At 57.4% G+C, this 14,241-nt stretch carries 14 protein-coding genes; 8 read left to right on the top strand and 6 right to left on the bottom strand.

Features of this window, described 5'->3' with window-relative positions; all coding sequences use genetic code 11:
- Nucleotides 1-222 precede the first annotated feature (222 nt).
- A complete protein-coding gene (locus ACUTSW_RS18975; protein ID WP_073440518.1) occupies nucleotides 223-1,686 on the top strand; it encodes a serralysin family metalloprotease in 1,464 nt (487 codons plus the stop codon).
- A 55-nt stretch (nucleotides 1,687-1,741) separates the two neighbouring features.
- Complete coding sequence (locus tag ACUTSW_RS18970; RefSeq protein WP_197928943.1) at nucleotides 1,742-2,119, top strand: AprI/Inh family metalloprotease inhibitor; 378 nt, start codon at nucleotides 1,742-1,744, stop codon at nucleotides 2,117-2,119.
- Between the two features lie 37 nt (nucleotides 2,120-2,156).
- On the opposite strand, the gene ACUTSW_RS18965 is transcribed toward ACUTSW_RS18970, so the two are convergent.
- Entirely contained in the window at nucleotides 2,157-2,783 is a 627-nt protein-coding gene (locus tag ACUTSW_RS18965; protein WP_004950964.1) for a lysoplasmalogenase, read from the bottom strand.
- 161 nt (nucleotides 2,784-2,944) lie between these two features.
- Here ACUTSW_RS18965 and ACUTSW_RS18960 point away from each other — a divergent pair, with 161 nt between their 5' ends.
- Entirely contained in the window at nucleotides 2,945-3,298 is a 354-nt protein-coding gene (locus ACUTSW_RS18960; protein ID WP_445585086.1) for a DUF2500 domain-containing protein, read from the top strand.
- 1 nt (nucleotide 3,299) lies between these two features.
- Here the strand turns inward: ACUTSW_RS18960 and ACUTSW_RS18955 are convergent, their stop codons facing one another.
- Both ACUTSW_RS18955 and rsmD read right to left on the bottom strand, forming a co-directional pair.
- On the bottom strand, nucleotides 3,300-3,572 hold the full coding sequence (locus ACUTSW_RS18955) for a DUF1145 family protein (protein ID WP_006323063.1): 273 nt from the start codon (nucleotides 3,570-3,572) through the stop codon (nucleotides 3,300-3,302).
- On the bottom strand, nucleotides 3,562-4,182 hold the full coding sequence (gene rsmD / locus ACUTSW_RS18950; RefSeq protein WP_062791193.1) for a 16S rRNA (guanine(966)-N(2))-methyltransferase: 621 nt from the start codon (nucleotides 4,180-4,182) through the stop codon (nucleotides 3,562-3,564). Before rsmD ends, ACUTSW_RS18955 begins: the two co-directional genes overlap by 11 nt.
- Nucleotides 4,183-4,403: 221 nt before the next feature.
- Between rsmD and ftsY the strand changes: the two genes are divergently transcribed.
- The 4 genes from ftsY to rpoH all read left to right on the top strand — a co-directional run bounded on the left by ftsY (nucleotide 4,404) and on the right by rpoH (nucleotide 8,744).
- On the top strand, nucleotides 4,404-5,951 hold the full coding sequence (gene ftsY, locus ACUTSW_RS18945; protein ID WP_445585085.1) for a signal recognition particle-docking protein FtsY: 1,548 nt from the start codon (nucleotides 4,404-4,406) through the stop codon (nucleotides 5,949-5,951).
- Between the two features lie 5 nt (nucleotides 5,952-5,956).
- Complete coding sequence (gene ftsE / locus ACUTSW_RS18940; RefSeq protein WP_004950974.1) at nucleotides 5,957-6,628, top strand: cell division ATP-binding protein FtsE; 672 nt, start codon at nucleotides 5,957-5,959, stop codon at nucleotides 6,626-6,628.
- Entirely contained in the window at nucleotides 6,618-7,571 is a 954-nt protein-coding gene (gene ftsX, locus ACUTSW_RS18935; RefSeq protein ID WP_445585084.1) for a permease-like cell division protein FtsX, read from the top strand. The genes ftsE and ftsX overlap by 11 nt, the downstream gene beginning before the upstream one ends.
- A gap of 315 nt (nucleotides 7,572-7,886) precedes the next feature.
- Nucleotides 7,887-8,744 (top strand): RNA polymerase sigma factor RpoH, encoded by an 858-nt coding sequence (rpoH, locus tag ACUTSW_RS18930; protein WP_004950979.1) that lies wholly within the window; start codon nucleotides 7,887-7,889, stop codon nucleotides 8,742-8,744.
- Nucleotides 8,745-8,809: 65 nt separating this feature from the next.
- On the opposite strand, the gene ACUTSW_RS18925 is transcribed toward rpoH, so the two are convergent.
- The 3 genes from ACUTSW_RS18925 to panM are packed head-to-tail and all read right to left on the bottom strand — an operon-like array spanning nucleotide 8,810 to nucleotide 12,484.
- Entirely contained in the window at nucleotides 8,810-10,891 is a 2,082-nt protein-coding gene (locus ACUTSW_RS18925; protein ID WP_445585083.1) for a hypothetical protein, read from the bottom strand.
- On the bottom strand, nucleotides 10,878-12,095 hold the full coding sequence (locus ACUTSW_RS18920) for a DUF3142 domain-containing protein (protein ID WP_445585082.1): 1,218 nt from the start codon (nucleotides 12,093-12,095) through the stop codon (nucleotides 10,878-10,880). Before ACUTSW_RS18920 ends, ACUTSW_RS18925 begins: the two co-directional genes overlap by 14 nt.
- Entirely contained in the window at nucleotides 12,092-12,484 is a 393-nt protein-coding gene (panM, locus tag ACUTSW_RS18915) for an aspartate 1-decarboxylase autocleavage activator PanM (protein WP_445585081.1), read from the bottom strand. Before panM ends, ACUTSW_RS18920 begins: the two co-directional genes overlap by 4 nt.
- A gap of 407 nt (nucleotides 12,485-12,891) precedes the next feature.
- Here panM and ACUTSW_RS18910 point away from each other — a divergent pair, with 407 nt between their 5' ends.
- The gene (locus ACUTSW_RS18910) at nucleotides 12,892-14,007 is read left to right on the top strand and encodes a branched-chain amino acid ABC transporter substrate-binding protein (RefSeq protein ID WP_013811084.1); all 1,116 of its coding nucleotides are present in this window, start codon (nucleotides 12,892-12,894) and stop codon (nucleotides 14,005-14,007) included.
- Nucleotides 14,008-14,241: the final 234 nt, after the last annotated feature.

Here is a 14,241-nt window from a genome sequence, read left to right as displayed (position 1 = left end):
TTTGTGTTCAATTTTAAGAGCCTGCCTATAATTGGAATCGATTACCATTTCTGTTGGTAATATTATTTACTGATATATATGCATTAATTCTATCTAACACACTGCCGGTAACGGCGCATAAACCCCTTCCAGCAAGCCGGTGATTCGTCTGCCGTGGCTTTCTGGCAGGTTATGTCTATCTGCCTGATTGATAACAATCAGCTAATGAGTGGAATCGAACCAATGCAATCAACTAAAAAGGCAATTGAAGTTACTGAATCCAGCCTCGCCGCTACCGGCTCCGGCTATAATGCTGTAGAAGATCTGTTGCATTACCACGAGCGTGGCAACGGGATTCAGGTTAATGGCAAGGATTCATTTTCTACCGAACAAGCTGGGCTGTTTATTACCCGTGAGAATCAAACCTGGAACGGTTATAAGGTTTTTGGTCAACCGGCTAAATTAACTTTCTCTTTCCCGGATTATAAATTCTCTTCTACCAATGTCGCCGGCGATACCGGGCTGAGTAAGTTCAGCGCCGAACAGCAACAGCAAGCTAAACTGTCGCTGCAATCCTGGTCTGATGTGGCCAATATTACCTTCACCGAAGTCGCCCCCAGCCAGAAGGCCAATATCACCTTCGGCAATTACAGCCAGGATCGTCCCGGCCATTACGACTACGACACTCAGGCTTACGCTTTCCTGCCTAACACGATTTATCAGGGGCAGAACCTGGGCGGCCAAACCTGGTACAACGTCAATCAGTCCAATGTTCAACATCCGGCAAGCGAAGATTACGGTCGCCAGACGTTCACTCATGAAATTGGCCACGCGCTGGGCCTGAGCCACCCGGGCGATTACAACGCCGGGGAAGGCAACCCAACCTACAACGACGCCAGCTATGCCGAAGACACTCGCGAGTTCAGCCTGATGAGCTATTGGAGTGAAACCAATACCGGCGGTGACAACGGCGGCCACTATGCCGCGGCACCGTTGCTGGATGACATTTCCGCCATTCAGCATCTGTATGGCGCCAACCTGTCCACCCGCACCGGCGATACCGTGTATGGCTTCAACTCCAATACCGGCCGCGATTTCCTCAGCACCTCCGGCAACGCGCAGAAAGTGATCTTTGCGGCCTGGGATGCGGGCGGCAATGATACCTTCGATTTCTCCGGCTACACGGCCAACCAGCGCATCAATCTGAACGAGAAATCCTTCTCGGACGTAGGTGGGCTGAAAGGTAACGTGTCGATCGCTGCCGGCGTCACCATTGAGAACGCCATTGGCGGTTCAGGCAACGACGTTATCGTCGGTAATGCGGCCAACAACGTATTGAAAGGCGGCGCGGGCAGCGACATTCTGTTCGGCGGCGCAGGTGCCGATGAACTGTGGGGCGGCGTCGGCAAAGATACCTTTGTTTTCGCCGCCGTCAGCGATTCCAAGCCTGGCGCTGCTGACTGGATCCGCGACTTCCAGAAAGGTACCGATAAAATCGACCTGTCGTTCTTTAATCAAGGGGCGCAGGGCGGCGATGCGATCCACTTCGTCGATCATTTCAGCGGTGCGGCGGGTGAAGCATTGTTAACCTACGATAGCTCGAGCAACGTCAGCGATTTGGCGCTGAACATTGGCGGGCATCAGACGCCGGACTTCCTGGTGAAAATTGTCGGGCAGGCGGACGTCGCCACCGACTTTATCGTGTAACAGTGAACATCATAACGCCCGGCGCAGTCTGGCCGGGCGTTATGCAGGAGTTAACATGAAAGGCAGTTTAGCGCGCGCCGCCGTGGTGGCGGGGGGCATGATGGTGACGGGAGCCGTTATGGCCGGCAGTTTGGTTCTTCCCTCCGCGAAGTCGCTGGCGGGGCAATGGCTGATCGCCGATGCCGAACGACAGTGCCAGATTGAATTTTTGGCTAGCGAACAAAGCGAAATCAATGGTTATCAGTTGGTGGACAGTCAGCACTGTCTGAAAAAGGTGTTTACGGCGGAGGTGGTCGGCTGGCGCCCGGCGCCGGATGGCATCGCTCTGTTGCAGGCCGATGGCAGTACGCTGGCGTTCTTTTCGCGCGACGGCGAGAGTTACCGCAATCAACTTGGGGCGGATGACGGCCTGACTCTGAAAGCGCTGGCGTAATGAAACGGGTTCGGTCGCCCGAACCCGCTCTGGATATTTACAGGTACAACGAGCGTACGATCAGGAAATGGCCAGAGAAGTAGCAGAACGCCACCAGCGCATCCGCCGCCCGGAAACTAAAACGGTAGCGGTTAATCAGCCATACCACGTTGGCCAGCAGCAGCAATGAGGTGCCCGCCAACAGCGAGAAACTGAAATCGGTGCTGCGCATAAAGTAATGTTCACCCGCCAGCCACACCATCAGCAATGTCATCGCCACGTAGGTGGCAATTGGCCAGCGCATTTCTTCCAGCCGGGTCCAGATAGTCGCTAGCAGCAACGCGCCGATAATCAGCAGCGCCAGCGGCAGCGGCCAAAACAGGCTGAAGCTCATCTGGCTGGCGAAGCTCAGGGTATAAAGCAGGTGCGAAAGGAAAAATGCACCGATGGCGTACAGCACGCGCTCACGCGGCAGCAGCAGCAGGGCGTCGGCGATCAACGTCGCCACCAGGCCGAGGACGATCAGATACCCTGCGGCGCCCAGCACCGGCGCTTGCCAGGCCAGTAATAGCAGTAGCAGCAGAGTAAGCGGTTTAAACACCCAACGCTGCCAGCGTGGCCCGCGATAGGAGGCGTCTACGAACAACCAACCGGAAAAGAATACGGCAAGGAACGGCCAACTCATTGTGTCTTCCTTATTCATTATGGGAACCGCAGAGTCCGGCTCCAAATTGTCACCAGTGTCACTTCCTATGTGCAGTGTAGGCAGCGCACCTGCAATCGACAATGCTTTCTTGAGAATGCTATGTTTACGCTGATTTAGCCGCGAAGGGAATGGGAAGAAAGATGAGTAAGCCGCCGCTGTTTTTTGTCGCCGTGATTGCGTTGATCGCCGTGCTGGCGACGCACCGTTACTTCAACCAGCGCCGGGCTGAGGCGGAAAATGACCGCGCGCCGGTGAGCAGCTTGCAGGTCAAGGTTAGCGACAAGCGCGAATATCCCGTGGCGACCACCCGTTCGCGCCAGCGCGAACAGAGGGTCAATGAGCCGATGCATTATGAGGTGGTGTTCAGCCCGTTGCGCGGCGGCGAGGACATTCGGCTACGGCTGAAACAGTGGCAGTACAACCCGATCGAAAAGGGCGCGCAGGGCACGTTGAGCATGCAGGGCACGCGCTTCGTCTCCTTTACCGCCCAATAACCTATTTCCTTTTGATCGGCGGCTGTTTTTTCTGCCATGCCAGCAGCTCGAAGACGCCAAAGACGAAGATCTTGGCTTCCTGCCAGTAGCTTATCGGCTGATCTTTCGGCTGGGTAGACTTCAGCAACACCAGTTGCAGCCCGTGCATCACCACCATAAAGAACAGCGCCACGTCGATGAAATATTTCAGCGGCTTGGGAAAAGGGTGGAACAGATTGGAGAGCAGAAAGCCCCATACGCACAGCATCAGCAGGCGGCCCAGATTAATCAGCATTGTTGGTTTTCTCTTGCGAACGAACATAAAGCCGGTAAGCCACCTGACCGGCGACTTTTTCCCGGTGTAATTGCCAGTTGGCCGGCACGTCAGCCGCAGCGCTTTCCGCTTCGGCCTCTACGTAAATCCAGGCCTCATCGGCCAGCCAACCTTGCTGTTCCAGCAGGGTGACGGTTTCTGCCAGCAGCCCTTTGCGGAACGGCGGATCGAGAAACACCACGTCAAACGGCTGGCCGTTGCCTGCCAACCAGCTCAGCGTGTTGGTGTTGACCACCGTGCCTTTACCCTGCAGCAGTGCCAGGTTTTTCTCCAGTTGCTGCGCTACCGGGCGTTCAAACTCCAGCAGCGTGGCGCTGCCGGCATAGCGTGACAGCGCCTCCAGCCCCAATGCGCCGCTACCGGCAAAACAGTCCAGGCAGCGTGCGCCCTGAATGACTGGCGCCAGCCAGTTGAACAGGGTTTCGCGGACGCGATCGGTGGTCGGGCGAAGCCCTGGGCTGTTCGGCACCGGCAGTTTACGCCCGCGCCATTGGCCGCCGATAATGCGGATCTGCCCGGCTGCGGCCTGGGGCGGTTTTTTGGCCGACGCCCGTGGCGTTAGTCTTGTCATAGGTTTGCTTTGTTTCTTTCTCTGGCCGTGAGGCCGCACGAGTTAACGAAAAGTTGCACCTATTCTACCGGTGAGAGGCGCCGGGGGGAACGGTAAAACTTTGTTGCCTGATTTCACAGTGGAAAGCATACCGGATGCGTGTTGCTGCGCGAGGGAAAGTGATAGACTCGGCGGATTATTGTCAGCATAAGCAAGCCTTAGGTACGGAGTAGAGTCATCACATGGCAAAAGATAAGAAACGTGGGTTTTTCTCCTGGCTGGGCTTCGGCCAGAAGGAAGAAGAGCAACAGCAACCTGAACCGTCGGTAGAGCAGACGGAAAATCAGGCCGTGGAGACACCGGCTGAACCGGTTGCCGCCCCGCTGGACGACAAGCTCCCCGCCCAGGAATCTGAACCTGCCGCCTCCGTCGATACCCCAGGGGAATGGGACGGCAGCCTGACCGGCGAGCATATCGCCGAAAGCGTACCTGTCGTCGCTGAGCATTCCACCCCGGCGCAAGCGTTGGCGGAAGAGGTTGTCACCCTCACCGAGCAGGTGGCGGCGCAGCAGCAGCCGGTTATTGAAGCGATCGCCGAGCCGGTTGCGATCATGGTCCCTGAGCCAGCCGTTGAACCTGAACCCATCGCATCTGCGCCTGCTGTCGAGCCTGAGCCGATCGTTGAGCCTGAGCCGGAAGTGGTTGAAACTGCGGGTGAGCCAGAGCCAGAGCCTCTGCCGGCCAGCGTTGCGCTGGAGCCGGTTATCATCGCCCCGGCCGCGGTTGAAATAATAGAAGAGCAAGAGCCTGAATCGGCGGAAGCGGACCTGCCGGCCCCGGCGGTAACTCAAGAGCAGGAACGCCCGACCAAAGAAGGCTTCTTCGCCCGCCTGAAGCGCAGCCTGGTGAAAACCAAGCAGAACCTGGGTTCCGGTTTTATCGGCCTGTTCCGTGGCAAGAAAATCGACGACGATCTGTTTGAAGAGCTGGAAGAACAGCTGCTGATTGCCGACGTCGGCGTGGAAACCACCAGTAAAATCATTACCTCTCTGACCCAGCACGCCAGCCGTAAGCAGTTGAAAGACGCCGAGGCGTTGTACGGCAAGCTGAAGGAGGAAATGTCTGAAATTCTGACTAAAGTTGAACAACCTCTGGATGTTGGCGGTAAAAACCCCTATGTCATTCTGATGGTTGGGGTGAACGGCGTGGGTAAAACCACCACCATCGGCAAGCTGGCTCGTCAGTTCCAGGCGGAAGGCAAATCGGTGATGCTGGCGGCGGGGGATACCTTCCGTGCGGCGGCGGTGGAGCAACTGCAGGTGTGGGGCGAGCGCAACCGTATTCCGGTGGTGGCGCAGCATACCGGTGCAGACTCTGCTTCGGTGATCTACGACGCGGTGCAGGCCGCCAAGGCGCGTGGCATTGACGTGCTGCTCGCAGATACCGCCGGCCGCTTGCAGAACAAGGCGCACCTGATGGAAGAGCTGAAGAAGATCGTCCGCGTCATGAAAAAACTGGACGACCAGGCCCCCCATGAGGTTATGCTGACTCTGGATGCCAGCACCGGACAGAATGCTGTCAGCCAGGCGAAATTATTTAATGAAGCCGTGGGCTTAACCGGTATCACGCTGACTAAACTGGACGGTACCGCCAAGGGCGGGGTGATCTTCGCCATTGCCGATCAGTTCGAAATCCCGATTCGCTATATTGGCGTTGGGGAAGGTATCGAAGATTTGCGGCCATTTAAGGCTGACGATTTTATTGAGGCACTTTTTGCCCGAGAGGATTAATACGGATGATTCGCTTTGAACAGGTCAGTAAAGCTTATCTGGGCGGACGGCAAGCGCTGCAGGGGGTAGATTTCCATCTGCGCCCGGCGGAGATGGCGTTTCTGACCGGCCATTCCGGCGCGGGGAAGAGTACCCTGCTGAAACTGATTTGTGGTATCGAACGACCAAGCGCCGGCCATATCTGGTTTGGTGGCCACGACATCAGCCGGTTGAAAAACAGTGAGGTGCCGTTCCTGCGTCGTCAGATCGGCATGATTTTCCAGGATCACCATCTGCTGCTGGATCGCACGGTCTACGACAACGTGGCGATGCCGCTGATCATCGCCGGCGCCAGCACGGAAGACATCCGCCGCCGCGTATCCGCCGCGCTGGACAAGGTCGGGCTGCTGGATAAAGCGAAAAACTTCCCGATTCAGCTGTCCGGCGGTGAGCAGCAGCGCGTGGGCATCGCCCGGGCGGTGGTGAACAAACCGGCGGTACTGCTGGCGGACGAACCCACCGGTAACCTGGATGATGCGTTGTCGGAGGGCATTTTGCGCCTGTTCGAAGAATTTAACCGTGTTGGCGTTACCGTGCTGATGGCCACTCACGACACTGGGCTTATCGCCCGTCGCAATTACCGCATTCTGAGCCTGAGCCAGGGCCGTATGGCTGGAGGAGCGCATCATGGCGAATAATGCAAAAAACGCCAAGAGCAAGGCGCTGCGCGGCGGCTGGCGTGAACAATGGCGCTATGCCTGGATGAACGCCATCAAGGATATGCTGCGTCAACCGTTGGCGACGCTGCTGACGGTGATGGTGATCGCCATCTCCCTGACGCTGCCGAGCCTGTGTTATATCGTCTGGAAAAACGTCAGCACTGCGGCTACCCAGTGGTATCCGACGCCGCAGCTGACGGTGTATCTGGATAAATCTCTCGATGATGACGCCGCAGTGAAAGTGCTCGACGCCATCAAGGCGGAAGCCGGCGTAGAGAAGGTGAATTACCTGTCGCGCGAAGAGGCCCGGGGCGAATTCCGCAACTGGTCCGGCTTTGGCGGTGCGCTGGATATGCTGGAAGAGAACCCGTTGCCGGCCGTGGCCATCATCACGCCGAAGATGAGCTTCCAGAGTTCGGAAACCCTCAATACCCTGCGCGATCGCGTGGCGGCGGTTCAAGGGGTGGACGAAGTGCGGATGGATGACAGTTGGTTTGCCCGTCTGGCGGCGCTCACCGGGCTGGTTGGGCAGGTGGCGGCGATGATCGGCGTTCTGATGATTGTGGCGGTGTTCCTGGTGATCGGCAACAGCGTGCGTCTGAGCATTTTCAGCCGCCGTGACACCATCAATGTGATGAAGCTTATCGGCGCGACCGACGGCTTCATCCTGCGGCCGTTCCTGAACGGCGGGGCGATGCTCGGCTTTTTCGGCGCGCTGCTGTCGCTGCTGCTCTCCGGGGCGCTGGTGTGGAAACTGGAGTCGGTGGTGACCGGCGTGGCAAAAGTGTTCGGCACCACCTTTACCCTGCATGGGCTGGGGTGGGATGAGGCGCTGTTGCTGCTGATTATCTCCGCGATGATCGGCTGGATTGCCGCCTGGCTGGCGACGGTGCAACATTTACGCCGATTTACACCACAATAAAGTTTTTTTGGTATACTCTTCTTCTGCTGCTCCGAGCGTGTTGCGGGAGAAGAGTTACCGGCAGTAAAACAAGCACCATCCAGTCTCTTCTTAGCGCACAAATTCCCTATCGGTCTCAACCTTCGTCACGTATTGTCATGTGCAATGCTGTCGAAAAACAGTGAACTTATAGGGCGGAACACGGTCAAAATTTGCAGCAAAATGTTAGGGTGCCCGGCGTGTGGACCGCTTTTGCAACAGCAACTGCCGTAAAATCAATCTTTCCCCGCCGTGAATCATCACCTGCATGACCTGTTTTCTCAAGAGAGGGTTTGAATGACCAAAGAAATGCAAACTTTAGCTTTAGTGCCCCAGGGCAGTTTGGAAGCCTATATCCGGGCCGCCAACACCTATCCGATGCTGACGGCAGAGGAAGAGCGGGAGCTGGCTGAACGGCTGCATTATCAGGGCGATCTGGAAGCCGCTAAGCAGCTGATCCTGTCTCACCTGCGCTTTGTCGCTCATATCGCCCGTAATTACTCTGGTTACGGCCTGCCGCAGGCAGACCTGATTCAGGAAGGTAATATCGGCCTGATGAAAGCTGTACGCCGCTTCAATCCGGAAGTGGGTGTGCGTCTGGTGTCCTTTGCGGTGCATTGGATCAAGGCAGAAATTCACGAATACGTGCTGCGCAACTGGCGTATCGTCAAGGTTGCCACCACCAAAGCACAGCGCAAGCTGTTCTTTAACCTGCGTAAAACCAAGCAGCGTCTGGGCTGGTTCAATCAAGACGAGGTGGAGCTGGTGGCTCGCGAGTTGGGCGTGACCAGCAAAGACGTGCGTGAGATGGAGTCGCGTATGGCGGCGCAGGATATGACCTTCGATCCTACGCCGGACGACGATGCGCGCGACGGTCAGTCGATGGCGCCGGTTCTGTACCTGCAGGACAAAAGCTCGGACTTCGCCGAAGGCATCGAGGAAGATAACTGGGAAAGCAACGCCGCAGACAAACTGGCCTACGCGCTGGAAGGTCTGGACGAGCGCAGCCAGCATATCATTCGTGCCCGCTGGTTGGATGATGACAACAAATCCACCTTGCAGGAACTGGCCGATCAGTATGGCGTTTCCGCCGAGCGCGTACGCCAGTTGGAAAAGAACGCCATGAAGAAACTGAAAATGGCGATCGAAGCCTGATCCCGCGTCAGCGTTAAAAAACCCGTTCATTGCTGAACGGGTTTTTTTGTGCCTGAAATTCGGCGTTACTGGCCTGCCGCGGCAAAATCCGGTGCAGGGCAGTCGTAGCCAAACTTGCTGGCCCAGGAATAACGGGTGCCGGTGTTGATATAGCGCTGATACAGCGCCTGGCCGGTTTTCGCGTCGCGTTTAATAACCCAGCCGGCGGCATTGCACAGCACGGCAGCATACGCCTGGCTTTTGGGCGGCAACAAGTCGGCGGCCTGTTGGGCAAGGTCGACGGCCTGCCAGCGATAATGCAGGAAGCGATTGTCTTGTGCCGGTAGCGCCGCTTTGGCCCGCGCCGCCTCGGCGCTGCCGATCCAACTCTTGTGTTTCAGCTCGCGGGTATCAAAGGCATCCCCCAGGTACGAATAACCCGCGTCATAAATGGCGTAATCCGGCGTCATCTCATAGCCGGTGAACGCCAGCCCCTGCGTACGCAGCAGCGTCGCCGCCTGATAATAAGCTTTGGCCCGCACCAGTTTGTCGGCGGTTTTGTCCTTCGCGGTTTTCAGCGTATCGGCATACCCTTGCGCCACCTGGCGGTAGTTCGGAATATCAAAGTAACCCATCGCCTCCTGGGCCCGCCCGGCGCGCATCAGCCGCCGTGCCAGCAGTTCCCGCAATTGGATATCCGGCGTGATTTGCTGGCCGTTGTACTCATCGGGATTAACGGGTTTCAGCGGCGTTGCCGGCGCCGGCACATGTTTATCAACGAAGCCTTTCAGTTCGTCGATCGTCAGCACCCGCTCGGCCACGTCGGCGACATCTGCCCAATAAATCTCTTTGCCGCGATACAGAAAATCCATCGCCTGCAGGTAGTCGCCGCGATCCAAGGCAAGGATCGCCTGCTCCCCGGCTACCCGGCATTCGGGCACGATGGTTTCCGGCGTAAAGTCCGCATTGCGCTGCTCGCCCCAGCTTTCACTGGAGGGGAAGGCTGCCGCCGCTTTGGCATAGGCGGCGGTAGCGGCTTTAACATCCCCGTCGCGCAGCGCCATTTTGGCGCGCAGCCACCACGCCAGCCCGCTGTCACCGGCATGTTTTAACAGGCTGGCCGCCATGGGATATTGCCCGGCGCGATAAGCCAGTGCCGCTAGCCGATCGCTGCCGCTGAAACCGCTTTTCACCGAGGCGTTCAGCAGCGTCAGAATTTGGCTGACTATCTGTTTCGAACGGGTGCCGGTGGCATCGGTATCCGATATTTGCAAATTGCTGCCGCGCGCAAAGAGTTCGACGGTCACCAACTGTTGGATCACCGGATCGCTAATGGCCTGTTTCAGCGCTGCAAAGTGGTCAGGATTGACCAGATAGCTGGAGATGTACTGCAACGACAACCCACCGTTTTGATCGCCCTGCGCCGCCTGCTGGGCGTACAGTTGCGCTGCCGCGGCGATATTGCCCAGCCACAGTTGGATGCGCGCTTGCTGCCCGAGGCTGCTCAGCGCCAGTTGATCAGGATCGGCCGCGCCGGCTTTAACCCGGTCAATCACCTGCTGAAAAGCGGCCTGCGCCTGCTCTAACTGCGGTTTCGCAGGGCGTTTAACCGCCGTAGCCGGCGTATCGGACTCATTTTCCGGCGTGCCGTGGTCGTCCATCAGAACCCGTCCGAGCGAATACTGCGCCCGCAGTCCCCAGTCGCCCTGTTGTGCTGCGGGCAGGGCCAGGACCTGCTGGAAATACTCAGCGGCACGCGGATCAGAACCGGCAAAGGCCACTGCACCCAGTTGATAAAGGCGTGCGGCGTCTGACAACCCCTGAGAATTGACCGCATCGGCCTCCTCGACGGTCTTGGCGGCGCGCATTTTGCCGATAATGATCGTTTCCGGTGACAGCGGCATCGGTTTCGGCGGTGTCGCCGGTGGTGGCGCTTTCCACAACGGCAGTTGGTTATCTACCGCGACCAGGCGGCTGGCCTCAAAAGCAAAATTACCTTCCGGCATATACAGCAGGGTACCGTTGCGATCGGTCAGCAAACGGTTGGGAAAGTCCGGCCCGCAGGCGAAACCGTTAATGGGCATCGCCAGCGCTGAGCCGATCAGGGCGGCGAGTGGGAGATACCGGCCGTGGCGGTTGCGCACCGCGTGTGCATCAGGGTATGACAAGAGTGCCTCCTGGCGTCAATTGTTGGCAGCGCAACCAGCCCAGCGGCCGGGGTTGCCCGGCGCGCAGCTGATCGCCGCTGATGAGGACAAAGCGCTGCCGCTGAGGCCCGCTTTCCAGCCGATAGTTGCCCGCCGCGTCCGCCGCCAGACAGTCCGTGGCGGCGACGGTGATTTCACGAGGCAGCGGGGCATCAACCGGCCCGTTATTATGAATTATCAGATCATACAGCCCATTTTGCTGTGGCTGAGGGCTAAATTTTACCTGCCAACTGACGCTGAGCGGCTGTTGCTCGATCACCGCCCGCAGCGTATTGAGCGACCAGGCGCGGCGATCGCCCGCCAGCGGCAGCCGGAACCAGATAATGCCGCGCAGATGCGGTGTGGCTTGAACCCTCAACTGTTGCAGAAAATCGGCCACCTGTTGCGGCGCTACCGTCAGTTCGCGGGGATTGCCCACCACGCGCAGTGAAGCTTCGCTCTCGACCTGCGCGCCCTGCGCATCAACGCCCAGCAGGCCCATTCCGTAGGCCGGCAGCGCCACCCTGAAAGGTTTGGACGTGATGTTTGCGTACTGTTTTACCCAGCGCAGCGCCAGCGGGGCAGCGAACAGCCCCTGCTGCGGCGAGAGTACCGCGTGCACCTGCAACACCGAGCTGTCTGCCTGTTGCAACACGCCGGGCAGTGCCGGTGATCCGATCCAGGCCGGTAATGCGGTAATGCCGAGTTGTAAGGAGGAAGGCAGCTGTCGGCGCAGCTGTTGCAAGAAATGGTGATAGTCAGGCAGGCGAGCGGTGGCGGCGTCATGATCTATTTCGACGCCGATCACCTGCAACCCGGCGGCCTGCCATTGCTGAACCTGTTTTACCAGGCGTTGGCGAATAGCCGGTGCATCGAGTTGCGCCAGTTGCCCATCCAAACGGGCCACCAGCCATAGCGGGCGGCCATCCTTTTGCAACTGCGGCAGATTGACCGGGATTTCGCGCCAGCCTTCACGCGGATGCGCTTGCGCACCCAATACACGCAGGGTAGAGAACAGGTCACGGCTTTGCGCCAGCGCAGTGGCGTGTTGCGGCGTCCAGACCCGTTGCCAGATATAAACCTGGTTGTCCTGAGGCTGTGGTAGCCGCAGCGCCTGGTGACGGCCGCCGAACCAGGCCGTTAACGCCAGCGCCAACAGCAGCAACGCCATCAGCCCGCGTGTCATTTTTGCCAGAGATCGCCTTGCTGGGTGAAACCGCAGGCGCGCATAAAGTTATCCACTTCACCGCGTTCGCGCGGCGTCAGGCCGGCGGTAGAAAGCTGCCAGCGCGCGACTTGCGGCAGTTGGCGCTGCGTATCCTGTACCAGATACAGCCCGACGCCACGACGGCGCGTGACTTCACGCACCAGCAAATCCTGCAGTTGGGCGTTATCGCCATCCAGCGCAATTTTCACTGCACCCAGCAGCCGTTCGTTGAAGCGCGCGGCGAACAGGGCTTTATCGCCGTCCAGCCAGCTCTGCCATTGCTGCGGCTGTTGTTGCGGCCAGATTTTACCGAGGTCGATAAGGTCTTGCGGGGACAACGTGGTTAATCGCTCAATAGTCAGTTTCATGCAGAATTTCCGAACGGCTAATCGATGCCGACAGTGTAATAGATCTTGCACAGAGCGTTGTGTAAGTTTTTCTGTACGATTACTGCGCAAAATGTTTTTTGCAGGACGCATTTTCCGAGTAAATAGATTGTTAATGGATCAATAACCAGCATAACGCGCTGCGCCTGATGCAAAACGGCGCAGATTTAATCCGGATTTTATCCTGTTTACACCGCTTGTTTCTGATTGTTCGAGTTGATTTGCAGCAGAAAATTCCTGTTTAATGGTATGAAAAATAAAGTCTTATTAGAAAATATTGCCACGAAAACACCTAAATCATTATTACTTATGAATAAAAGCAGTAAATAAGGGTTCAGGTGCAGGCAAACACAACAGGTACGTTCACAACGACAGATGGGGATTTGCGAATGAAATTAACAAAAGGTAAGGCGCTATTGGCGGGTTGTATCGCGATGGCTATCGGTCATTCGGCAATGGCGAAAGACATCAAGGTGGCGATTGTGGGCGCGATGTCCGGCCCGGTCGCGCAGTATGGCGATATGGAGTTCACCGGTGCCCGTCAGGCGATTGCCGATATCAATGCCAAGGGCGGCATCAAGGGCGATAAGCTGGTCGGCGTGGAATACGATGACGCCTGTGACCCAAAACAGGCGGTTGCGGTTGCCAACAAGGTGATTAACGACGGTATTCGCTATGTGATCGGCCACCTGTGCTCGTCCTCGACTCAACCGGCCTCCGATATTTATGAAGACGAAGGCGTGATCATGATTACCCCGGCGGCCACCAACGCCGATCTGACCACCCGTGGTTACAAGATGATCATGCGCACCACCGGGCTGGATTCCGATCAGGGCCCGACCGCGGCGAAATACATCCTCAGCGAGATCAAGCCGAAACGCATTGCCGTGGTTCACGACAAGCAACAGTATGGCGAAGGCCTGGCGCGCTCGGTACGCGACAGCCTGAAAAAACAGGGTACCGACGTGGTGATGTTTGAAGGCATCACCGCCGGTGATAAAGATTTCTCCACTCTGGTGGCGCGCCTGAAGAAAGAAAACGTCGATTTCGTTTACTTCGGCGGCTACTACCCGGAAATGGGGCAGATCCTGCGCCAGGCGAAACAGGCCGGCCTGACCACCCGCTTTATGGGGCCAGAGGGCGTGGGCAACTCCTCGCTGTCCAACATTGCCGGTGCCGCCTCGGAAGGCATGCTGGTGACCTTGCCGAAACGCTATGACCAGGTACCTGCCAACAAACCTGTTGTGGATGCACTGAAAGCCAAGAAGCTGGATCCGACCGGGCCGTTCGTCTGGACCACTTACGCAGCGCTGCAATCTTTGACTACCGGAATGGAGCGTAGCGGCAGCCAGGAGCCGGCCGACATCGTCAAGGATCTGAAAACCGGCAAGCCGGTGGACACCGTGATGGGGCCGCTGAGCTGGGACGAGAAGGGCGATCTGAAAGGTTTCGAGTTCGGCGTGTTTGAGTGGCATGCGGACGGCACATCAACACCGATTAAATAATATACCCGTCATACTTGAAGCTGCCTCTGTGTTGGCTGCGCCCGTGCACCCCAGTCACTTAGTTTACTAAGCTCCTGGGGATTTACGGCCTTGCCGCCTTGATGCAACTCCAATTATTTAGGGTATACCCTTGTCTTTCACGTTGTCTCGTTGTTGGTTGCAGCGTGAAATTCATTGGGTATAAGCATCTTTAATGGTTTTCATTCCAGGTTGCGATAAACATGCAGCCAAGGG

Source organism: Serratia sp. TSA_198.1, from assembly GCF_052686505.1.
The sequence above is the reverse complement of the archived record's forward strand: the minus strand, read 5'-3'. Positions and strand labels throughout refer to the sequence as shown.